We start from the raw sequence: 20,344 nt of genomic DNA on the forward strand, positions 1-20,344 counted from the left end.
CCAGCCGAAACGTGTCACAATCTGCGCGGGCCGGCATGTTTCCCGCGCCTACCACCATTGACCCGACAGTGAACCGACCATGAGCCAACAGCCGACCCGACGCGTGCCCCCTCTGCCGGGCAGGGGCGCGGCGGCGCGGATGGATCCTGCCTTTCGCAACAAGACCCGACCCTGATCCGACCATTAGGCGGCGATGATCCAACCCTGACCCGACGACAGGCCGGACACCAAAAGAAAGGGGAAAAGAGACCGCGCCGCTCGGGAAAACCCGGATCATTAGCAAAAATAAAAAGAATAAAAATAACGGCAGTTATTGAGAAAGCAGGAAAAACACCTTGACATTACGGGACATTTTTCTAAAAAAACAGACGTAATTTTCATAAAAACAGGTGTTTCCATGGGAATTATCATCACCATCGCCAACAACAAGGGCGGCGTGGGCAAGACCACCCTGACCTGCAACCTGGCCCACGCCCTCACCCTCAAGGGCGGTCGCGCCCTGGTCGTGGACACCGATTCCCAGTGCAACTCCACGAGCCTGCTCGCCGGTTCCGGGATCGCCTTCCAGAATTCCCTCTACGACATCCTCACCTCGCGCGATCTCGTCGCCCAAAAGGCCATCGTCGAGACGAACATCAAGCGCATCGACCTGCTGCCCAACATTTCCGACACGGCCGTGCTCGAATACGACCTGTCCCAGAACCTGCCGGACAACTACGCCATCCTGCGCTCGAAAATCCGCGACTACGCGAAAAAGACCTACCAGTACGTACTCATCGATACGCCGCCCAACCTCGGCTTCTTCTCGCTGTCTTCCCTCTTCGCCGCGGATTTCTGCATCGTGCCGATTTCCGCGGGCTCGGCCTACAGCATCGAGGGGCTGTTGCGTGTGCTCGCCGTCATCGAGAAGATCCAGGAGGACGGCAACCGGGACCTGCGTTTCCTGCGGCTGCTCGTCAACAACATCGACCGCCGCACGGCCATGGGCCGCCTCATCGTCTCCGAGCTCGAGGACAATTTCCAGGGCAAGATGTTCGAGACCCACATCCCGCGCAGCACCGTGTTCGAACAGGCGGAATACACCAAGACCACCGTTTTCGGCAGCCATGCCGCCACCTACGGCGCCAAGGCCTATCGTGAACTGGCCGCCGAGTTGCGCCTCATTCTCGGCAATCCCGATTGATCGCAACGGGGAACGCCATGCCAGAGCCCAAACCGAAACCCAGGCGATCCATCTTCGATACGCTGAAAAAGTCCGCGGACGGCCGCCTGGGCCTGGCCGAGGCCGCCAACCTCGCGGACAAGATCAGCGTGTTTCCGGTCAGGCACCAGGAAGCGCAGCCTGATCCGACACTCGAACCCTCGCTTGATCCGACACAGGCCCCCGCACTTGACCCGACAGTCGCACCGACGCCCCCGTCGGCGCAAGTCTCGGGTCAACCTTCGGCTCAACTGTCGGACAGTTCCCCGGGTCAAGAGTCGGGTCAATATCCGGCACAGTCTCCGAAACAAGGGTCGGGTCGAGACTCGGGGCACGTGTCGGGACAGCCGTCGGAACCCCGGTCGGGACGTGTGTCGGCACAGCCGACCCGACAGCCGTCGGGACGTGTGTCGGGTCATGAGCCGACTCTTGATCCGAGTATTGTACCGCAGCCTGATCCTTCCCTTTTGCATGCCCCGACTCCTGAGCCGACACCGGCACCCTCTTTTGCCCCGACAGGTGCGCCTACCCCTGTCTCGGGCGACGATTCCGACATGCGACGCATCATCCGCTCCCTGCCGGAAAACAAACGCCGCTTCCTCCATTTCCTCATCGACAACGAACCCGCCGGCGACGATTACATCGTAAGCCGCAACAGCGTGGCCAAATCTCTTCATCTTACCGAAATATCTGTCAAACGCTACTTCGCGGAGTTCGCCGACCTGGGCTTTTACCACAAGGAGACCTACCGGCGCGGCGTCTGCCAGGGCCTGCGCCTCTTCCTCGTCCGCTCCCGTTGCCAGGCCTTCAAACGCCTTGATCCGACGCTTGACCTGACTCCTGTCGGGTCACGCGAGCCGTCTCATGATCCGACCTCGGGTCACTTTGTCGGATCAGACCCGACTGTTGACCCTAAAAATGATCCGACTGTTGGCCCCTCTTCTTATAAGGAAGAAAGAAAGAAAGATTCTCTCTCTCTGTCTTCCGAACGCATTGCCCTGACCTGGCCCCATCTGCATCGCGCCGGGTTCGGTCCGGAGCAGCTTGCCCAGATCGCCACTTCCCTGGCCGAGCTCGGCAAGGCCGCGGACAAGGTCGTGTCCGGCCTTGACCATGCCGAATGGGAACTCGCGAACGGTTCCATGCGCGACAAGGACGGCAACACCGTGCTCGACCCCTGTTCCTGGGTGTTCCGTTCCCTGGCGCGCACCGGCTACTACCGCCGGCCCAAGGGCTACGTTTCCGCCGAGGAACAGGCCGCCCGCGACGCCGAAGAGGAGGCCCGCGCCGTGGCCACGGCGCGGCAAAAGGCCGAGCAGGCCGCGTTCGAGGCCTGGCGCGACGGCCTGGCCCCGGAAACGCTGGCCGCGGCCATGCGCGGCTTCCCCGGCGGCCCCCGCGACGCCTGGCTCAAGGCCTACTGGCGCAAGACGCGCTAGGGAGTGGGGGAGAAGGAAGAGTTGAAGATGCCTCTGGCGGCCAGGAGGGGGTCACCTCCTCCTGGACCTCCCGAAAGGGGGAAGGGGTTTTTAGGCGACAGTGGGCGTTGTTTTGGCAGGTCTTCTCAAGGTCTTCTCTACAAATTCAAAATATCTATCTCTCTCGGCTTGTTGGCGCAGCTGCATGAATGCTTTTTAGCGGGAGTCGGCGCTCACCAGCAGCGGTCGTGCCGGACCGAACCACAACTGCGCCGGACCGCGCAGCGTGAAGACCAGACGGCGCGTGGACGCGGCAAGCGCCTCGGGCACGGCGACGTCCGCGCGCACGCCGGGTTCCGGGTCCCAGCCGTCGCCTTCCCCGCCGTTTCGCTCCCACAACACCGTGCGTGCTCCCGCGCCGTCTTCCGCTTCCAGGCGCAGGGAAGCAGCCTTTTCCTTGCGGTTGAGCCGCGCGAAAAACGTCGTGCCAAGGCTTGCCAGGGGCCGGTCGCTGCGGATGTCCAGGGCAAACGTCCCGGGACCTTCCCTGCCGTCGGCGGTCACGTATCCGGCTTTTGCTTCGAGATCTCCCGCGGCCTGCGCGATGATCGCAACGCCGGCCTGGCTTGCCGCATGGCCCTGGCCTTCGGGGGCGGTGACGCCGAGCACGGCCGTTTCCGGTCGCGGCCGCCACAGTGTCGGCCCGGCGGTCGTCGGAGCTGGGGAGTAATAGAGTTCGAGCAGCGTGGTCAGCGCCTTGGGCTGGAAGGTGGGCGTGGTCAGCGCCAGGGCGAAGCGCCGGTCGCGGATGCCCTGCGCAATAGTGGACGTTTCCGGGCGCAGCAGGCCCAGGCGCTCGAAGATGTTGGTCTCGAAGGCATCGTAGGCGGTCACGTCGCGCGGCGGCGCGCCGAGAAAGACGTAGGCGGCTTCGGCGTCGGCCAGCACGGGCCCGGGCAGGGCGTCCGTGTCCTTTCGCAGGGCCGCGAGGCGCTCGCTATGCTTGGCGTGGTCGGTGACGAGGCGGGCGGCATGGGGCGCGAAGGCTTCCGGGGGCGTGGCGAGCAGGGCCAGCACGAGGGCGGCCGCCGACGCGCGCAACCAGGCCGGACGCGGCAGGCGCCACAGCCGGACGAGCAGCACGCCGCCGCCGGCCTTGGCCAGGATGATCACGGGTAAAAAGTGGTTGTATTCTGCCCCGGTCCAGCGCAGCACCACGAAAAGCGGCGCGAGGCAGGCGAGCAGCACGGGCTCGAAGCAGGTCACGCGCCGCGTGCTCGCGGCGGAAAGGAGCAACCCGGCCGCAAGCAGCAGATCCGGCCAGCGCTGCGACGCGAAAACGCGCAGCCGCTCCAGGGCGAAGGCGTTGGTGTTGAGGTCGGTCAGTCCCGCCATGCGCCGGGGAAAGTCGAACGATTGCGCGAGAAAGCCGCCGCCAGTGGCCGCATCGATGGTTATGAACGCGGCCGCGCCGATGACGAGCGTGATCCCGGCAAAGGCCGCCGTGGCCTTCATGCGCCGGCGCAGCATACCGTAGAGGAAAAGCCCGAACAGCGGCGGCCAGGTCTGCTGTTTGGCCAGCAGCGCGCAAACGGCGAGAAACGCCGCGAGGATCAGGGACCGGGCGGGCCGGGGCGTGTCCAGGGCGCGGCAAAACGCCCAGGCCGTCAGGAAGAAGAAGGCCCAGGCCGTCATGTCCGGCCGGGCGAAATGGCCGTATTCGTAGAGCGGCGCGGCGAAAAGGGCGCAGGCAGCCACGGTTGCCGCCGCTTTCGAGTCCGTTTCCCGGCGCACCAGGGCGAAAATCGCGACGAGTAGCGCCGCCGCGGCCGCGAGGCTCACGAACCGCGCCGGAAGCAGTCCCGGTCCGAACAGGCGTTCGGCCAGGGCCGCAAGTACGTAATAGAGCGGCCCGTAGAGCGTGATGCGAATATCCGGCCCATGCGCCGGCCCGGCGTAGAGGTTGCCGCCAAGGGCCAGCAGCCAGGCCTTGTAGGCCTCGCGGCCCTCGATGGGGTTTATGGTCAGGGGCGCGACGAGTCCTGCGGCGAAATCCATGCCCTGGGCGATGACGCCGCCGGTCAGGGCGAGCAGCGGAAAGGCCATGGCGGCCAGGGAAAGTGCGTCGGCAAGGCGCGCGCCACGTCCCTGGGGAAACGCCTTCCGCGCCGCGCCGGCCGCGACAGCGGCGAGCAGGGCCGCAGGCAGGAACGCCTGTCGGGTCAGGCCGAAAACGAGCAGCGGGGCAAGGACCACGAGGGCCAGGGGCCACACGGTGGAGTCCCGGGGAAAAAGGCCGGCAGGGGAGGGGGCGGCATGGGGCGGCATGGCCCGGGCTGGTAGCATGCCGCCCCGCCTGCCGGCAATCGCGGCGGCGCGGGAGCGGGGGCGGGCGTTGGACAACGCGTCCCGCCTGTGGCACCGTCGCGCGGACTTTTCGGGAGCGTAGCGATGTCGCAAGCACAACCGGTCACTGTCGCCGTCATCCCCGCCCGGGGCGGCTCCAAGTCCATCCCGCGCAAGAATCTGGCCGACCTCGGCGGCCGGCCGCTGCTGGCCCGGGCCATCGAGGGCGGGCTGGCCTGTCCGGAGGTCAGCCGGGTCATCGTCTCCACCGACGATGCCGAGATCGCGGCCGTGGGCCGGGAGTACGGGGCCGAAGTCCCTTTCCTGCGCCCGGCGGAGCTGGCTGCCGACGACACCCCGGACCTGCCGGTCTTCCGCCACGTGCTGGCGTGGCTTGCGGAAAACGAGGGTTTTGCCTGCGATTTCCTGGTCAATCTGCGCTGCACCACACCGCTGCGGCGTCCCGAACACATCGGCGCGGCCGTTCGCGCTCTGGCCGAAGCGCCCGGGGCCGACAGCCTGCGCAGCGTGGACCGCATCCAGGGCAAGCACCATCCCTATTGGATGTTCGCCAAGGATGATGCGGGCTTTTCCGCGCCGTTCGTGGCCGGCATCGACGTGCAGCGCGACTACTACCGGCGGCAGCTCCTGCCCCCGGCCTGGTCCATCAACGCCCTGGTGGACGTCATGCGTCCGTCCGTCGTGTTTTCGCCGCAAGGCCCCTATGGCGAACGCATGCTGCTGCTCGAAACCGACCCCATCTTCTCCATCGATATCGACACGCCCAAGGATCTGGTCGTCTGCCGGGCGCTCTGGGACAAGCTCGACGAGCTGGCCTAGCGGGCCTGCGTCTTTCGCATCCCCCGGGGTTCTCCCTCTTTTGTTTCCCTGTGCCGGAAAAGGGCGAACCCTGCCCGCGCTCCTCGGATGCGTCCTTTATTGCGTGGGATCAGCGGATGTAGCGACGCAGGGGCGTACTCTTGAGGACACGCAGCATGGCCCACGTGCCGCCGATCGTGAAGAGGAACAGCCCCAGGAGTTGGGGGTTGGAGGGAGCTTGGTGCGGTTGCAGCAGGGAAAGGGAGGCCAGCAGGATGTAGCCCAGGCACAGGGCCATCTTGTGCACGGCGTAGATACCCAGGCTGTACCGCGAAAGCGTCTCCGCGATGCGGGACGGCGGCGGCGCCAGCGACAGGGCGTATCCCATCAGGGCCAGTGCGCCCAGGACATTGCCCCAGCGGATATAGGGGGTCATGTACACGTTACATACAGCGATGAGAAAGGATTCCAGGCAGGAGAAAGCCAGCCAGCCCAGGGCGAAGGCGTGGCGATGCCGGCGCAATGCCGTGGCGTAGTAGGCGGCCGGGACGTAGAGGATGAAAACCTCCAGGTAGTTTGTGCCGCTAAAATGCAAGAGTTGCGCCACCGGGATGTAGGCCAGGGAAAAGCCGGCCATGACCCAGCCCCAGAAGGGACGCCGGGCTTCGGGCAGGCGGGCGTATCCTTCCTCGAGCAGGGTCAGGAGCAGCAGGTCGGCAAGGTAATAGAAAACCGAGCCGCCGACATACGGCGCGCCGGGGCCGCCATCCAGCAGAAAGCGGATGTCGATCGGAGCGAGTCGTCCTGTGACGGCCCAGGCGAACAGCCACTGCGCCCCCATCCAGAACAGGTAGACTTGTCCCAGGCGAAGGATGCGTTTACGGAAATAGCCGGGAGCGGAGTCGCGGTGCTGGCGGTAGAGGTGGAGCGAGACGAGGAGAAATGTGGGCACCGCCAGGGTGGTGACGTTGAAGTAGAAAAAACCCAGCAACGCCTTGGGCAGGAAAATCGGGGACTGGGTGAGCAGCCACGGACGGGCATGCCAGACCACCACGAACGCGATGAGCAACGCCTTGAGATAGTCCAGGGCGCTATTACGGGTATGCATGCTTGAAGTCTTCCCCATCGGTGACTGTGCAGGCGCTAGATGGTCGCTATGTTTATAACTCTATGATATTGTTTGGTAAATAAAGAGACCTCGGGAAAGCAGGCGTTCTTTTCGAGGCCGGGGGTCAGGCGGCGCGGCGCGCAGTCGCGCCCGTGACCAGTTGCGCGGCGAAGGCGGCCACGTCGATGCGGTCGGCGACGAATTTCGCGGCCGCGGCGCGGGCCGGTGCGGGGTCCGGGAAACGGTCGCACAGCGCCTCGAGGGCCGCCACGAGTCCCTTGCCGGGCTCGCCCACGGCCAGCAGCCCCGTTAGCGCCAGCTCTCCGATGTAAAATGGCCGCGACGGGTTGAGGTACAGGCTCGGCACGCCCCGGATGCAGGCTTCCGAAGCCGTGGTCGCCCCTTCGGTCACGCAGCAGCGCGCAAGCGCGAGCAGGTGGTGGAAGTCCTCGGGCGCGATGGCCGGGGTGAGCGCCGCCAGTTCGCGCGGCGGGTCGCCTTCCGGCACCACCAGCACCTTCCCTTTTTGTTGCAGCGCCGCGACCAGGGCGAGCTTTTCGGCAAGGCTCGCCGTGCGCGCGGCCAGGTCGTGCCCGGCCTCCCAGGAGGAAAAGCGCACCACGGCGTAGGGCGCGTCCGGCGAAAAGCCGTAGCGCGCGGCCACGGCCGGGTCCGGCGTGAACCGGGCCGGGTGCATGTAGGCCAGTTCGTGCAGGCCGTCGTAGCGCACCTGCTTGCTCCCCAGGTCGCGGGGATAGCCCGCCGGCGTCGCGATGACGGCGGCCAGGGGATGGCTGATCCTGTTTTCGATGCCGGCCGTGTCCGTGTCGTCGAAGACCACGCAGGGCCGGCCTGCCAGGCGGCAGGCCGGCGCGGTGAGCGCGCCGCCGATGGCCGCGGCCACGTCGATGCGCTCCCGCACGAGCAGCGGGGCGAGCTTCGCCGTGCGCTCGAGGAGTTCGAGCCCAAGCCCCAGCGCGCCGCGCCGCCGCGTCCCCACGACCGTGGCCGCAAGCCCGTACGCGGCCAGGAGCCGCGCGACGATGGGGATGTCGCGGGATACGAGGGTCACGCGGTGGCCCTTTTCGCGCCACAGCGCGATCTGGTGCCGGAAGAAGTGCACGTGGCCGGGGTGGCCGAGATCGACGAGGATGTTCATGCGACGAACGCCTTGTGCCATTCGGCGAGCTGGTTGATTTTCCAGGCCGCTTCCGCCCCGGTCGGCACGGCCGCGCCGGCGGGCGTCAGTTCCGGGAAGACTTCGCGCACGTAGCGGAAATTCTCCCGCGTCAGCCGTTTCCAGGCCGGCGCGGCCAGCCAGTCCTCCATGGGCGTGGCGAAGCCGAGTTTGTCCTTTCGCGCGAGGATCTCCGGTGTGGTGTAGCGGCCCAGGGCCTTTTTCTGGAGGTATTTCGTCTCGCCCAGGCGGATCTTGAGCGCCTCGGGCACGCCGAGCAGGTATTCGACCAGCCGGTAGTCCAGGTAGGGCACGCGGGCTTCCAGGGAAAAGGCCATGGAGTTGCGGTCCTCCATGCGCAGCAGGTGTTCGAGCTTGAAGCGGAAATGGGCGCACAGGCTTTCGTTGAGGTTTTTGACCGCGAAAAACTCGTTGTAGATGCGGCTTTTGCCAATGTGCGCGGCGAAAAAGCCGGGATCGGCCAGGGGGGTCGCGCGAAGGAGCAGGGCTTTTCGCGCCGGGCCGGGCAGGGCCTGGAAGGCCAGCGTCTGCACGGCGGAAAGGTGCTGGCGACGCCACAGCACCTGGAAGAGCTCGCTGCCGAAACGCGCCAGCTGTCCCCGGCGCAGCAGGCCGTAGAGGTGGAAGCCGTGGAAATACTGGTAGCCGGCGAAATTCTCGTCCCCGCCCTGGCCGTCGAGGAGCACGGTGACGCCGTGTTCCCTGGCCAGGCGCATGACCGCGTACTGGGCGTAGAACGAAGGGCCCGTGGTCGGTTCGTCGTTGGCGCGCACGAAGGCGGGCAGGTCGTCCAGGGCGGCCTCTCCCGTGGGGAAGGTGCGCCGGCTGACGAAGGGGTAGCGGCGGTTGAGGCCGTCCACGTAGGCCGTCTCGTCCACGGCGTGGCCGGGGTAGGCGGCGGTGAAGCAGGAATAGCCGCCATTCGCGCCCAGGCGGTCGAAGAGGATGCCGACGAGGATGGAGGAGTCGAGCCCGCCGGAGAGGCAGGAGCCTACGGGCACGTCGCTGCGCATGCGCAGCGTCGCGGCCGAGACGAGCAGTTCCTCGACGTTGGCGGCCACGGCCTCCGGGTCGTCCTGGTCCTGCGAGGCGTCCTCGCGCAGGAAGCGGCGCGGGTCCCACCAGGTTGCGACGCGCAGCCCGTCGGCGTCGGCCGTGGCGCGGCAGCCCTTGGGCAGGCGGCGCACGGCGGAGAGGAACGTCTCGTCGTGGATGTCGGTGCGGTTGAAGACCCAGTAGTCGAAGAGCGCCTGGCTGTCGACCGCGCGGGAGAGCCCCGGTACGGCGAGCAGCGCCTTGATCTCCGAGGCGAAATAGAGCGTGCCGCCGACGGTTACGTAATAGAGCGGCTTCACGCCGCAGCGGTCGCGGGCCAGGAACAGGGAATTTTGCACGCTGTCGTAGAGCGCGAAGGCGAACATGCCGTTTAAGCGGTCGAGGCAGTCCGGCCCCCACTGGAGCAGGGCGGCGAGCAGCACCTCGGTATCGGTTTTGGTGCGGAATGCGCGGCCCAGGGCTTCGAGTTCGCGGCGCAATTCGATGTAATTGTAGATTTCGCCGTTGAAAACGAGCTGATAGCGGCCATTTTCGCCGGAAAAGGGCTGCCGGCCGTCGCTCGAGAGGTCGATGATGGCCAGGCGGCGGTGCCCCAGCGCGCAGCGGGCGTCGGCGAAGAGCCCTGCGTCGTCCGGGCCGCGATGGCGCATGATCTGGCCGAATTGGCCCACCAGCGCCGCATCGTCCGGGGAAAGGCCGCGCGGATTAAACGCGCCGCTTATGCCGCACATGATGAATAGCTTCGTCCTCTTCGGGTTCCAGCCGTGCCCCGAGTCGGCGCAGGCGGGCTATGACTTCTTCAGTACTGAGCGTGCGGCCCGCCTCGATATCCTCGAGGCCCACCTGCACCGCTTGCCGAAACCAGATATCGTATGCGTCTTCTTCCATGCCTCACGCGCCCCGTATCTCCGCCAGTTCTTCCCTGGACGGATAGCTGATGAGCACGGCGCGGCGGCGGCCGTGGAAGACGAACAGGGCTCCGGCCGCGGCGGCGGACGCCTTGCCTTCGGTGAGCGCCAGACGCAGGTCCCCGGGGCTCCCCGCACCGCCCGCGGCGATGACCGGAATGTCCACGGCCTCGGCCACGGCGCGCGTGAGCGCCAGGTCGTAGCCGGCCATTTTCCCGTCGCGGTCCACGCTGTGCACCATGATCTCCCCGGCCCCGGCCGCTTCCATGCGCCTGGCGGTCTCCACCGGGTCGCGCGAGACGCCCTTGGTCGCGCAGCGCGTGCAGACCTCGACCCCGCCGAGCAGGCGCTTTTTGACGTCGAGGCTCACCACCACGCTCTGGGAGCCGAAATTTTCCGCCAGTTCCGTGACGAGCGCCGGGTTTTCCAACGCGGCGGTGTTGAGGCAGACCTTTTCCGCGCCGGCCGAAAGGATGCGCCGCGCGTCCGCGAGGCTGCGGATGCCGCCGCCGACGCCGAAGGGCATGAGGCACTGGTCCGCCACCTTCTGCACCAGTTCCAGCGGCGGAATGCGGTTTTCGCGCGTGGCGTCGATGTCCAGGATGATGAGTTCGTCCACTTCCTTGGCGTCGAAAATCTTCACCGCGTTGATGGGGTCGCCCACGTAGCGGTGCTTCTTGAAACCCTCGCCCTTGACCAGCCCCCGGCCGGAAAGAAGCAGGATGGGGATGACGCGCGGCAGGAGCATCAGGCGAGCCTCGCGAAGTTTTCCAGCATGGCCAGGCCATGATGGTGGCTTTTTTCGGGGTGGAACTGGGCGGCGTGGATGTTGCCGCGCTCCAGGGCGGCGGCGAAGGTCTGGCCGTAGGTGCAGGTCGCGGCGGCGTCGGCCGGGTCGGCCGGAAACACGGCGTAGGAGTGGACGAAATAGTAGCGCAGGGCCGGGTCGATGCCGGAAAAGAGCACGGCGTCGGGGCGGCAAAGCGTGATCTCGTTCCAGCCGATGTGCGGGATGCGCAGCTTTTCCGCGGCCCCGGACATGTCCAGGCGTCGCGTCGCCCCGGGCACGAACCCGAGCCCCGGGCAGTCGCCTTCCTCGCTGTAGTCGGTGAGCAACTGCATGCCGAGGCAGATGCCGAGCAGCGGCGTCTTTTCGTCGAGCGTCTTGCGGCGCAGCACGTCGATCAGGCCGCGCTCCCTCAGGTTGCGCATGCCCGCGCCGAACGAGCCCACGCCCGGCAGCACCAGCTTGTCCGCCGTTTCGATGTCGGCCGGCCCTTCGCTGATGCGCGCCTCGATCTTGAGACGCGCGAATTTCATGAGCACCGAGCGCAGGTTGCCCAGGCCGTAATCGACGATGACTACCATTGAAATAGGTCCATACGTATTTTTTAATAGATATACTTATAGTACAGTATTTTCGGCACGATCCCCAGCTTGAAGCCCAGGTGGATGGGGCCGCGCAGGGCGCGCATGTAGGGATAGAGCGTGGGGTAGTCCTGAAACGAGCGCACGGGCGTGGCCATGATCGCGTCGAAGTCGGCCATGGTCAGGTCGAGCTTTTCCATGGTGTATTCGACGATGTCCATGTTGAGCGGGTAGGGCTCGTCGCGCAGGATGCGCAGCGCCTCCTCGCGCGTCATGCGGCCCGAGCGGATGCGCGCCGAAAAGGACAGCTTGCGCTTGTCGATGCCGAATTTTTTCGGCAGCAGAAAGGACTGGAAGAATTTCGTGTAGAGCGACTCGTGGTGGTGGCCGCCGTAGTCCTCCCAGCCGACTTCCCGGGCCAGCTCCTCGCCGGCCGCCTTCTTGTCGTAGTCGAAGTAGTTGAGGAAGGGCGACACCTGGATGCGGCGCAGCGCCATGTAATAGAAAAGCGCGGGCAGCGACAGCACCGGCACGCTGGTCTTCGCCGAGCCGGAAAAGCGCTTGTGCACGCTTTTGATGTACGTGCCCTCGAAATAGGTCCAGCTCTTGGGCACGATGCCTTCGGTGCGGAAGGAATGGCCGATGAGGATGTCGCGCACGCCCTCGGCCGCGGCCGCGCGGTGCAGCACGGCGTGGATGGCCATGTCCGTGGGGATCTCGGCGTCGGAAACCGAGGCCTTCAGGAAGGAGATCTGGAGCTTCTTGAAATCTTCCCAATCGAGCACGTGGGTGTACAGGTCCACGCCCAGACGGTTGGTGGCGTTTTCGATGTTGTGCACCGCGATTTCGGAGTTCCAGCCGTTGTCGCAATGCACGGCCAGGGGTTTTAGCCCCAGCCTGACGGCCTGGTAGAGCGTGTAGGTGGAATCCACCCCGCCGCTGACCCCGACCACGCAGTCGTAGTCCTTGCCCCGGCCCCGGGCCTTGATGCTCGAAACGAGCGCCGCGAGGCGTCGCGCGGCTTCCGGGCCGGAGGGGTACTGCTTTTCCATCTCGTCGTGGATGCGGCAGAACTGGCAGACGCCTTCGTCGTCGAAGACGATCTCGGGAATGGTGGTGTCGTAGACGCAGCGGGAGCAGATGCGAAGCTCTGAAGGCATGGACCGTTCCTTGGAGGACGTGGCCGGCCTGCGCGAATTGCGGCGCGGCGTTCGAGGAAATAGCGTAGTGCCTGGGATTGCACAAGGCCGGCGCGGGCGCGCCCGACTTCCTGCGGCGGCGGCGCCGGGAGCGCCGGGAAGGACCACGGTCCGGAAGCAAAGCGTCCTCCCGGCGTCGGGGAGGCGGCCCGGGCCCGCTTTCAGCGGACGCGGCCCGGGTGCTCCGCCAGCAACGTCTCCAGACTGTCGCCGAGCACGCCGGCGAACCAGACATGGCCCGCGCTCGAGAGGTGCGAGCGGTCCACGAACAGGTCCAGGCGCTCCCGGAAGGGCAGGGCGTCCAGGCGGCGGTTGGGGTCGCGTATGACGACGCCGGCCGCGTCGAGGCGTGCCTTCACGGCGCCCATCCGCTCGTAATAGCGCACGAAAATATCGTACCCCGCGGGTGAGGCGATGCCGATCTCGGGCAGCGCCCGCGCCAGGGTCTGCGGATCGATGCCGCGGGCGAAGGGGTGCGGCGAGACGTAGAAGAGCATGGGCGGCGCGCCCTTGAGCGCGGCCATGCGCTGGCAGCAGGACACGATCTGGTCCGCCCAGGCCGGATTGTCCAGGTTTTCCGTGAGCACGCGCAGCTTCGCGTCCTGGCTCATGACGATGCGCCTGCGCCGCGCGAGCGCCAGGCAGGCGAGATGGCCGACGTGGCTGCGCCACAGGGCGCTTTCCAGGTCCGAACCGGGCAGCGCGTGGGTGAGGCGGTGCGAAAAGGGGTCGTCCAGGCGGGTCAGGCCGAGGGCGGCGTCGTAGAAGTCGTTGTGGGACAGCTGCACGACCACGGCGCGGGGGCGCAGTTCGGGGAGGTGCTTGGCGAGCAGGCGCAGGAAGTGGACGCTGCGCGCGCCGCCGAGGCCGGCGTTGACGCATTCCAGGTTCGGGAAGCGCCGCGCCAGCAGCCCGACGAAGGTGCGGGCGTTTTCCTGGTCCGTGGCCTCGGTGAAGCTGTCGCCCAGAAAAAGGACGCGTCCGCCGGGCGCGCCGGGATTGTGCCAGCGCAGGCCGTGCGCGCCGGTGTCGTAGTGGGTGACGCCGGTCGATTTGGCGTTTTTCGGGGGCCGGGCGACGTGCTGGCGGAAATGCGCCGTGGCCTTGTAGCCCGTTTCCCGGTCGAAGGCGTAGGGCTGGCGGTACCGCCAGCGCGTGACCTTGTTTTTGCGCCAGCTGCGCCAGGCCAGGGCCAGTTCGGCCAGGAGCGCGCCGCAAAGCGCGGAAGCGACGAGCCACATGGGATTCCTCCGTGGGCGACCCGCGCGGCAGCCGGCGCGGCCGGGTTTTTTGCCGTGGTAGAGGGAGGCGGCGGCGCAGGCAAGCGCTATTTGCCGCGGAAGGGGCGGCCTTGCCCACGGCGCGGCCAGGGGATATCCGGGCGGAAGGCCAGTCCGCGCGAGGAAGGGCCATTCCGGGAGGCAACCGCAACGCCCATGCGCATCCTTTTTTCCGACCGAGCCCGCTTTGCCAAGCTCGTTGCCGCGCTGCTCCTGCTCGCCGGGCTCGGGGCCTATGCGGCCGCGTCCGACCACTGGCGCTGCGCGAGCCCGGGCGACTGCCTGGCCCATCCCGGGCGTTGCGACGGCCGGACCCTGGTCGCCGGCCCGGCGCGTGTCACGGCCGTTTCCCCGGACGCCTTCACGGCGGGCTCCGGCGGCGGCGTGCGCTTTTCGGGCGCGTTCCCGGAGCTTGCCCCGGGCAAGTACGCCGACATCGAGGCCGTCTTCCACGCCCCGGACCGTTTCGAGGCCGTGGCCGTGCACGTGTATCTGGAGCGGCGCGTCAAAGTCTGGGGTTCGCTGGCGGCGGCGCTGCTCGTTGCCGCGCTCGTTTTCCGGGTCTGGCGGCGCGGGGGGTTTTGAGAGTGCCGGATCTTTTCACCCATTTGTGCGCCACGCATCTGGCGCGGCGCGGCATCGAGGCGCGGCGTGGCAGGGATCTGCCCGAGGCGGATGCGGCGCTTTTCTACCTGGGCGGCTGCCTGCCGGACTTCGTTTCGCGCGCGCCGGGGGTGCTTGCGTCCTCGCCCTGGGCGCACCACGTGCTGCTGGCCCTGCACCAGCCCGTGCCGGTGCTGCTCGTCGCGTATTTCCTGGCGATGCTCTTGCCCGAGGCGCGGCGGCGGGGGTATTTCGCCTGGCTGGTCGCGGGCGCGGCGCTGCACTACGCCCTGGATTTCCTGCAACGCGACCTGGGCGACGCGGGCGAGTTCTGGCTGTTCCCGTTTTCCTGGAAGACGCTGCAACTGGGGCTTTTCTGGCCGGACCAGGCCGTTGTCGCCATCGCGCCGCTTTTGGCATGCATCGCGCTGGTGGAGTGGCGGCGGCGCGCGCGTCAGTCGCACCGCCTGAGGTACTGGTAGAGCGTCTCGCGGCTGATGCCGAATTCGCGGGCCAGCGCCGCCTTTTTCTCGCCGGCCGCGGCGCGGGCGCGCAACTCGGCCGCGCGCGGCGGCGAAAGCGCCTTGGCCCGGCCCCGGTAGACGCCGCGTCGCTTGGCCAGCTCGATGCCCTCGCGCTGCCGCTCCCGGATCAGCGCCCGCTCGAACTCGGCGAACGCGCCCATCACCGAGAGCATCAGGTTGGCCATGGGCGAGTCCTCGTCGGTGAACGTCAGCCCTTCCTTCACGAATTCGATGCGCGCGCCGCGGCGCGTGAGGTCCTGCACCAGCCGGCGCAGGTCGTCGAGGTTGCGCGCCAGGCGGTCCATGCTGTGCACGACCACGGTGTCGCCCTCGCGGGCGAAGGCGAGCAGGGCTTCGAGTTGCGGCCGTCTGGCGTCCCGGCCCGAGGCGGCGTCGACGAAGAGCCGGTCCACGGGAACGTGCTCGAGCTGCCGGGCGGGGTTCTGGTCCAGGCTGCTGACGCGGACGTAGCCGATGCGTTGTCCCTGCATGGGGTCTCCCTGGCGCAAAGTGTCAGGAAAGAGCCTATGACCATAGGCAACGACTGTCAAGAAAAACGATACTGGACGTTATCCTGACGGTATTTCCGGTGTCGGACTGACGTTAGGTTGGAGTATACTCTAACATGACGAAAGTATGTTGGGGATTGCTGAAGCCAACACAGATGATTTATGTTCCTGCCTAGGCGAAATCCGCGACCGCAATTTCGAACCGCAGCGCTCCGGGCCAGTGGCCTCAACCGAGTGACGGTAGCCATCGTGTTGTGGAACATGATCTATCTCGAGGAGGCATTCACGCCTTACGCGGTCACGGCCAGACGATTTCCGCTACCCCATGGGGCGCACTTGCCGGCTTGGTTTGAGGATTATAACGAAGAACACCCGCACAAGGGCCTACCGATGCGCTCGCCACGCGAGTTTGTCCGTTCAATTGAAAACGCGGCCCGTCCGGTTTAGCGGGGGCAACTCCATATTACGGCATGGAAACGAGGCGTATTTTTGGAACGTGCGTAGAATCTCTGTTCCTGCAACATCAAGGAGCCATTCCAATGAAAAATCATGTTCATTCCCAAAATCTGCTCGTCCATTTCCTGCGGGGGGAAGAAATCAAAGCCTGTTCTCTCGCCTATCAGTCCCTCGTCCTCAATAACAGACAGCTTTGCGAGCTGGAACTCCTGCTTTCCAGGGCTTTCTATCCCTTAAACGGTTACCTGGGGCGCGAAGACTACGAGAGTGTCCTGTCCTCCATGCGCCTGGCCGACGGCACGCTCTGGCCTATGCCCGTCAGCCTCGACGTACCGGAGTCCTTGGCCCAGAAAATCGCCCCAGGCGACAAGCTGGCTCTTCGCGATGTTGAGGGCTTCATGCTGGCAGTCCTGACCGTCGGCGATGTCTGGCAGGCGGACAACCTCCAGGAGGCCCGAGCCATTTTCGGCGTTGAATCCCCCGAAGCTCATCCCGACGCCATGGAGTATGTGCGCAGCAGAACCGAATACCGGCTGGCCGGTACCCTCGAAGGGCTGGCCCTGCCCAGCCACTGCGATTACGCTGAAGCGCGCCGTTCGCCGGCCGCGGTCCAGCATTTCTTCCAGCAACGGGGCTGGCGCAAGATCCTCGGGCACCAGAGCCAGGGCCTGCTCCACTGTGCCCACAAAGCCATGCTCCTGGAAGCCGCTAGATCGGTGGGCGGCAATATACTGCTGCAATCAGTCGTGGACGATGCGCTGGCTGGCGGCATTGCGCATTTCGCCACAGTCCGCTGCGCCCAGCGCTTTGCCGAAACTTTTCCCGCCAACATGCTGCAGTTGAACCTGCTGCCCCGGTTTGGCGTCAACGCCGGCCCACGCCAGGCTCTCTTCGAAGCGCTCGTCCACAAGAACTACGGCTGCACCCATTACCTCGTCACTCCGGATCATGCCGATCCCCTGGCCCCGACCGCAGAATCCCGCTTCTACCCTTTAGGCGAAGCCCAACGCTTGGTGGAAAGCCTGGCCGATGAGACCGGCATCGCCATGGTGCCACTCACACCCATGACCTATGTCGAGGAAAAGGCCCAGTACATCGCGGCTAGGGATGTGACCGCCGATATGACCGTTAAGGACATCAACGCGCATGAGTTCAAACGCCGGCTGGAATACAACCTGGATATCCCGGAGTGGTACGCCTTCCCTACGGTGGTGGAGGAGTTGCGCAAATCGTTCCCGCCGCGCAACAAGCAGGGATTCGTCATTTTCATGACTGGACTTTCCGGAGCGGGCAAGTCCACCTTGGCCAAACTGCTCTACGTCAAGTTCATGGAACTGCGCACGCGGCCGGTAACTCTGCTCGACGGCGACATCGTGCGGCGGCATCTGTCCAGCGAACTGACCTTTTCCAAGGCCCACCGCGACCTCAACATTCGTCGCATCGGTTTCGTGGCCAGCGAGATCGCCAAGAACGGTGGCATCGCCATTTGCGCGCCCATCGCGCCATACGCCGCATCGCGCCGCTATGTTCGCGAGATGGTGAGCCTCTACGGCGGATTCATGGAAATCTACGTGGCCGCGCCTCTGGAAGTTTGCGAGCAGCGCGATCGCAAGGGCCTTTACGCCAAGGCTCGTGCCGGCATCATTCAGGGGGTCACCGGCGTCGACGATCCTTATGAAATCCCCGAGCACCCTGAGCTCGCCCTCCACACGGATAGGATAAGCCCTGACGAAGGCGCACAGGAAGTGCTACTCTACCTGGAACAACAGGATTATTTGTAATAGAGGGCTTTCCGAGTTTGATCCTTCCGACTTTTCCGTTGGGAGGTGACCGGATATGGTCCGCCCCGGAGGGCGAGCATGAAGGATACGGCCCCGTATTCTCGGATTCTGGGGTGGATTGTCCCGTGGTTTGTTGCCGGCGTCGAAGGGGATATCGGTTTTCATGGAGCAACAGGGGTACACCATGGAACCGGACAAGGCGTTGCGCCTTTGGCAAAAAGCCGGATTGCAGGTGCTTTGAAAGCGTAAGCGGTCCATGGGCCCATCTTGTGAGGGCGGCTGGCGGTGACCTGCTCAATGCCATGGCCTTCGATCTGAAAAAGGCCGTCCTCAAAGGGGGGGCTGAGGAGAATTGCATCCGTTGGCTGGCAAACGCCGCCAACGGGGCGAAGAACTTCTGGCACTGAAGAAAAAGCGGCCACAATTTGCGCCTCGTGTCCCGAGAAACGAGGCCAGCAGCAAGGGGCGAGGATTACGCAGCAGTCTCGAAATCACGTATGCCCTGTTGTCGGAGAATTTGAATCTCCATTCACCGTTTCCTCGTAAGCATGGGCCTGAACCTGACGGAGCAGATCACGTTGCAGGAAGGGTCGGTCAACTCTCAATTGCGAGTCCGGGTCAGTTTGCCACGGCCGTTCACAAGGCCAGGGGCTTTGCTACTTTCGGGAGAGCAAGTGAGATTCCGTCCAGTGGAGCATCTCGAGGATTCCCTGGTGGTTTCCGACCCCGGGCTTCCAATCGAGGCGCTGTGATGCCTTGGAAATATCAGCCACGAAAAATTTTTGATCGCTGGCACGTGGTGGCAAATGCTCGATCGTGATTTCTATTTCGAGTATCTCAGACAACATTTTAAAAAGTTCAAGGATGGAAAGGCTGTTTTCCATGCCTCCACCAATGTTGAAAACATGTCCGTCACATTCATCAAAATGTTCAGTAGCTTTAAAATAAAGAGAGATCATGTCTCTTGCATGCAAAAGATCGCGAACTTGTTTGCCTGTTCCGGAAATAACGATTGATTTATTATTATCACAGTGTTTTATCTCCAGAGCCTTTTGGCAAAACCAGCCAACCCAACCCTGATCGTAAGTCGCGAATTGACGTCCGCCATACATGGAGGAATGCCGGAATACGCAGGTGTGCAATCCAAAAATACGATGATAATCTAAAAAATATTGATCAGCACTCCCTTTGGAGACGCCATATGGAGAACGAAAATCCAAGGGTAAGGATTCAGAAAATCCATTTTCATAACCGTTTGGGATATAACGAAGAGGTGTTTCATTGTAGATAATCCATTCTAAGTCGCCATAAACTTTATTTGTAGATGAAAAAATAATTTTACAAGAAGGTGAATGCTTGCGTACAGCTTCGAGAGTGTTAAAAGCACCAAAAGTATTAGTTTCAAAATCTAGTCGTGGATTTGCAATAGAGGTTGTCATCGCAACTTGGCCAGAAAGGTGGAAGAGAAAGTCAGGTTTTTCTTCTTTAATTGCACGATCAATATCATATTGTGAACGTATGTCACCGTGAATAAACCGGAAGTTGCATTTATTTTTAAGCCAATCAAGATTTTGCGTAGCGCCTAGACGGGAGAGGTTATCGAACACGACAAGTTCCTCTCCGCGTTGTAGCACCTCTGCAGCAAGATTGCTTCCGAGAAATCCACACCCACCGTTGATAAAAAATTTCACAATGACTCCTCATGGCGTATTGCTTTGAGACTACGGGAAATGCCTTCGCTCAGGGAAACCTGAGGATTCCAGCCTAAGGCTTGGAGAGGGGCAATGTTGGCGACAGAAAGCATGGTTTCGTTATGCCTGTAAGGCAAGGCACCAAATAAAACATTTGTTTTAGACTTTGTCGTATTTCGGACGATGTTGACAAACTCTTTTAGAGAAACCGTCGAGCCGCTGCCGATTTCCCAGGATTCAAAGGCAGTGTTTTTAGTGTTTTCAATTTCTATTATCGCATGTATTGCGCTAACTGCATCATCAATATAAATAAAATCTCGTTGTTGTTCGCCGGGAGTAAGTTTGATTTCTGGCTGGTTTTGAACAAGTGATTCAAAAATAAATGTTGTAAATTTAGTCGGATCGTCATTTGGACCGTAAAAGTGTTCGAATTTAAGTTCTATAAAACGCGGTCCATTGAATTTAGAAAGAAGTTTTCCCCATTCACTTGCTTGAACTTTGGAGAGTGCGTAGGGGTTTGTGTAGCGGTCAATTGTTGTAGAAGCATAATAGAACGTCTTGATGCCAAGCTTTTGGGAAATATCTAAAAGATTTATCGTCATTAGCAGGTTGGATTTCGCAACCTGCGTAACGGTCTCGCCTCTTCGCCCATAGCTTGCCGCCAAATGCACTACAGCATCGAAAGGAGCGCAGGAAAATAAAAAACCATTATCATTTTCTGAGTAATCAATAAATTGTACTTTGTCTGACTTATCAATAATTGAAATATTGCTGCTTGGGCGTTTAATGCATGTGCATTTATTCCCTCGCGCAATGAGATCATGTAAAACATGCCTGCCAAGATAGCCCGTTGCTCCCGTGAGGAGGATATGCATCACG

Annotated in this window: 19 protein-coding genes and 2 pseudogenes; 9 read left to right on the forward strand and 12 right to left on the reverse strand. The window is 63.4% G+C overall.

All coding sequences use genetic code 11. The features are described from left to right. The first annotated feature begins 397 nt into the window (after nucleotides 1–397). Both Q368_RS0117030 and Q368_RS27080 read left to right on the forward strand, forming a co-directional pair. Nucleotides 398–1,183 (forward strand): ParA family protein, encoded by a 786-nt coding sequence (locus tag Q368_RS0117030; protein ID WP_029460253.1) that lies wholly within the window; start codon nucleotides 398–400, stop codon nucleotides 1,181–1,183. 572 nt (nucleotides 1,184–1,755) lie between these two features. Beyond that, entirely contained in the window at nucleotides 1,756–2,640 is an 885-nt protein-coding gene (locus tag Q368_RS27080; protein WP_245611379.1) for a hypothetical protein, read from the forward strand. Between the two features lie 195 nt (nucleotides 2,641–2,835). Here the strand turns inward: Q368_RS27080 and Q368_RS23370 are convergent, their stop codons facing one another. Continuing rightward, a complete protein-coding gene (locus Q368_RS23370; protein ID WP_156955773.1) occupies nucleotides 2,836–4,965 on the reverse strand; it encodes an ArnT family glycosyltransferase in 2,130 nt (709 codons plus the stop codon). Nucleotides 4,966–5,070: 105 nt separating this feature from the next. Between Q368_RS23370 and Q368_RS0117045 the strand changes: the two genes are divergently transcribed. Next, the gene (locus tag Q368_RS0117045) at nucleotides 5,071–5,805 is read left to right on the forward strand and encodes an acylneuraminate cytidylyltransferase family protein (protein WP_029460255.1); all 735 of its coding nucleotides are present in this window, start codon (nucleotides 5,071–5,073) and stop codon (nucleotides 5,803–5,805) included. A 109-nt stretch (nucleotides 5,806–5,914) separates the two neighbouring features. Here the strand turns inward: Q368_RS0117045 and Q368_RS0117050 are convergent, their stop codons facing one another. The 8 genes from Q368_RS0117050 to Q368_RS0117085 form a co-directional block, all read right to left on the reverse strand. Then, complete coding sequence (locus Q368_RS0117050) at nucleotides 5,915–6,892, reverse strand: acyltransferase family protein (RefSeq protein ID WP_029460256.1); 978 nt, start codon at nucleotides 6,890–6,892, stop codon at nucleotides 5,915–5,917. 124 nt (nucleotides 6,893–7,016) lie between these two features. Beyond that, a complete protein-coding gene (locus Q368_RS23375; RefSeq protein ID WP_052360250.1) occupies nucleotides 7,017–8,051 on the reverse strand; it encodes a DUF354 domain-containing protein in 1,035 nt (344 codons plus the stop codon). Continuing rightward, the gene (gene asnB / locus Q368_RS0117060) at nucleotides 8,048–9,877 is read right to left on the reverse strand and encodes an asparagine synthase (glutamine-hydrolyzing) (protein WP_052360251.1); all 1,830 of its coding nucleotides are present in this window, start codon (nucleotides 9,875–9,877) and stop codon (nucleotides 8,048–8,050) included. The genes Q368_RS23375 and asnB overlap by 4 nt, the downstream gene beginning before the upstream one ends. After that, the gene (locus Q368_RS0117065; RefSeq protein ID WP_029460259.1) at nucleotides 9,852–10,034 is read right to left on the reverse strand and encodes a hypothetical protein; all 183 of its coding nucleotides are present in this window, start codon (nucleotides 10,032–10,034) and stop codon (nucleotides 9,852–9,854) included. Before Q368_RS0117065 ends, asnB begins: the two co-directional genes overlap by 26 nt. A gap of 3 nt (nucleotides 10,035–10,037) precedes the next feature. Beyond that, nucleotides 10,038–10,802 (reverse strand): AglZ/HisF2 family acetamidino modification protein, encoded by a 765-nt coding sequence (locus tag Q368_RS0117070; protein ID WP_029460260.1) that lies wholly within the window; start codon nucleotides 10,800–10,802, stop codon nucleotides 10,038–10,040. Then, complete coding sequence (gene hisH, locus Q368_RS0117075; protein WP_029460261.1) at nucleotides 10,802–11,422, reverse strand: imidazole glycerol phosphate synthase subunit HisH; 621 nt, start codon at nucleotides 11,420–11,422, stop codon at nucleotides 10,802–10,804. The genes Q368_RS0117070 and hisH overlap by 1 nt, the downstream gene beginning before the upstream one ends. 23 nt (nucleotides 11,423–11,445) lie before the next feature. Then, nucleotides 11,446–12,582, reverse strand: a complete 1,137-nt coding sequence (locus Q368_RS0117080) for an N-acetyl sugar amidotransferase (RefSeq protein ID WP_029460262.1) — start codon at nucleotides 12,580–12,582, stop codon at nucleotides 11,446–11,448. 200 nt (nucleotides 12,583–12,782) lie between these two features. Beyond that, entirely contained in the window at nucleotides 12,783–13,862 is a 1,080-nt protein-coding gene (locus Q368_RS0117085) for an SGNH/GDSL hydrolase family protein (RefSeq protein WP_029460263.1), read from the reverse strand. Between the two features lie 195 nt (nucleotides 13,863–14,057). On the opposite strand from Q368_RS0117085, the gene Q368_RS26500 reads away from it, so the two are divergent. Beyond that, nucleotides 14,058–14,486, forward strand: coding sequence for a hypothetical protein (locus Q368_RS26500; RefSeq protein ID WP_029460264.1), 429 nt, complete (start codon nucleotides 14,058–14,060; stop codon nucleotides 14,484–14,486). Nucleotides 14,487–14,488: 2 nt separating this feature from the next. Next, complete coding sequence (locus tag Q368_RS0117095; protein ID WP_029460265.1) at nucleotides 14,489–14,986, forward strand: metal-dependent hydrolase; 498 nt, start codon at nucleotides 14,489–14,491, stop codon at nucleotides 14,984–14,986. Here the strand turns inward: Q368_RS0117095 and Q368_RS0117100 are convergent. Continuing rightward, entirely contained in the window at nucleotides 14,959–15,519 is a 561-nt protein-coding gene (locus Q368_RS0117100) for a recombinase family protein (RefSeq protein WP_029460266.1), read from the reverse strand. The genes Q368_RS0117095 and Q368_RS0117100 overlap by 28 nt on opposite strands. A 190-nt stretch (nucleotides 15,520–15,709) precedes the next feature. Here Q368_RS0117100 and Q368_RS25885 point away from each other — a divergent pair. The 4 genes and pseudogenes from Q368_RS25885 to Q368_RS25890 all read left to right on the forward strand — a co-directional run. Further along, nucleotides 15,710–15,851, forward strand: a pseudogene (locus tag Q368_RS25885) (Tn3 family transposase); the annotation flags it as partial. Between the two features lie 16 nt (nucleotides 15,852–15,867). Next, nucleotides 15,868–15,984 (forward strand): annotated as a pseudogene (locus tag Q368_RS27455) (integrase core domain-containing protein); the annotation flags it as partial. Between the two features lie 92 nt (nucleotides 15,985–16,076). Next, nucleotides 16,077–17,774, forward strand: coding sequence for a bifunctional sulfate adenylyltransferase/adenylylsulfate kinase (locus Q368_RS0117105; protein ID WP_029460267.1), 1,698 nt, complete (start codon nucleotides 16,077–16,079; stop codon nucleotides 17,772–17,774). A gap of 78 nt (nucleotides 17,775–17,852) precedes the next feature. Continuing rightward, the gene (locus tag Q368_RS25890) at nucleotides 17,853–18,023 is read left to right on the forward strand and encodes a hypothetical protein (RefSeq protein WP_156955776.1); all 171 of its coding nucleotides are present in this window, start codon (nucleotides 17,853–17,855) and stop codon (nucleotides 18,021–18,023) included. 407 nt (nucleotides 18,024–18,430) lie between these two features. Here Q368_RS25890 and Q368_RS0117120 read toward each other — a convergent pair whose 3' ends face one another. Together Q368_RS0117120 and Q368_RS24845 are read right to left on the reverse strand one after the other, a co-directional pair. Then, complete coding sequence (locus tag Q368_RS0117120) at nucleotides 18,431–19,465, reverse strand: GDP-mannose 4,6-dehydratase (protein WP_029460268.1); 1,035 nt, start codon at nucleotides 19,463–19,465, stop codon at nucleotides 18,431–18,433. Further along, nucleotides 19,462–20,340 carry an NAD-dependent epimerase/dehydratase family protein gene (locus tag Q368_RS24845; RefSeq protein ID WP_084158863.1) on the reverse strand — a complete coding sequence of 293 codons (879 nt, stop codon included), beginning with the start codon at nucleotides 20,338–20,340 and terminating at the stop codon, nucleotides 19,462–19,464. The genes Q368_RS0117120 and Q368_RS24845 overlap by 4 nt, the downstream gene beginning before the upstream one ends. Nucleotides 20,341–20,344 lie beyond the last annotated feature (4 nt).

Source organism: Solidesulfovibrio alcoholivorans DSM 5433 (assembly GCF_000702665.1).
In the GTDB taxonomy this organism is placed as follows: domain Bacteria; phylum Desulfobacterota; class Desulfovibrionia; order Desulfovibrionales; family Desulfovibrionaceae; genus Solidesulfovibrio; species Solidesulfovibrio alcoholivorans.

Excerpts from the sequence above, each read along its gene's own strand:
- Q368_RS0117080 (WP_029460262.1), bottom strand. The coding sequence starts at position 12,582 with ATGCCTTCAGAGCTTCGCATCTGCTCCCGCTGCGTCTACGACACCACC.
- Q368_RS0117085 (WP_029460263.1), bottom strand. The coding sequence starts at position 13,862 with ATGTGGCTCGTCGCTTCCGCGCTTTGCGGCGCGCTCCTGGCCGAACTG.
- Q368_RS25890 (WP_156955776.1), top strand. The coding sequence starts at position 17,853 with ATGAAGGATACGGCCCCGTATTCTCGGATTCTGGGGTGGATTGTCCCG.
- Q368_RS0117030 (WP_029460253.1), top strand. The coding sequence starts at position 398 with ATGGGAATTATCATCACCATCGCCAACAACAAGGGCGGCGTGGGCAAG.
- Q368_RS0117045 (WP_029460255.1), top strand. The coding sequence starts at position 5,071 with ATGTCGCAAGCACAACCGGTCACTGTCGCCGTCATCCCCGCCCGGGGC.
- asnB (WP_052360251.1), bottom strand. The coding sequence starts at position 9,877 with ATGTGCGGCATAAGCGGCGCGTTTAATCCGCGCGGCCTTTCCCCGGAC.
- Q368_RS27080 (WP_245611379.1), top strand. The coding sequence starts at position 1,756 with ATGCGACGCATCATCCGCTCCCTGCCGGAAAACAAACGCCGCTTCCTC.
- Q368_RS0117070 (WP_029460260.1), bottom strand. The coding sequence starts at position 10,802 with ATGCTCCTGCCGCGCGTCATCCCCATCCTGCTTCTTTCCGGCCGGGGG.
- Q368_RS0117105 (WP_029460267.1), top strand. The coding sequence starts at position 16,077 with ATGAAAAATCATGTTCATTCCCAAAATCTGCTCGTCCATTTCCTGCGG.
- Q368_RS26500 (WP_029460264.1), top strand. The coding sequence starts at position 14,058 with ATGCGCATCCTTTTTTCCGACCGAGCCCGCTTTGCCAAGCTCGTTGCC.
- Q368_RS0117050 (WP_029460256.1), bottom strand. The coding sequence starts at position 6,892 with ATGCATACCCGTAATAGCGCCCTGGACTATCTCAAGGCGTTGCTCATC.
- Q368_RS23370 (WP_156955773.1), bottom strand. The coding sequence starts at position 4,965 with ATGCTACCAGCCCGGGCCATGCCGCCCCATGCCGCCCCCTCCCCTGCC.
- Q368_RS24845 (WP_084158863.1), bottom strand. The coding sequence starts at position 20,340 with ATGCATATCCTCCTCACGGGAGCAACGGGCTATCTTGGCAGGCATGTT.
- Q368_RS23375 (WP_052360250.1), bottom strand. The coding sequence starts at position 8,051 with ATGAACATCCTCGTCGATCTCGGCCACCCCGGCCACGTGCACTTCTTC.
- Q368_RS0117100 (WP_029460266.1), bottom strand. The coding sequence starts at position 15,519 with ATGCAGGGACAACGCATCGGCTACGTCCGCGTCAGCAGCCTGGACCAG.
- Q368_RS0117065 (WP_029460259.1), bottom strand. The coding sequence starts at position 10,034 with ATGGAAGAAGACGCATACGATATCTGGTTTCGGCAAGCGGTGCAGGTG.
- hisH (WP_029460261.1), bottom strand. The coding sequence starts at position 11,422 with ATGGTAGTCATCGTCGATTACGGCCTGGGCAACCTGCGCTCGGTGCTC.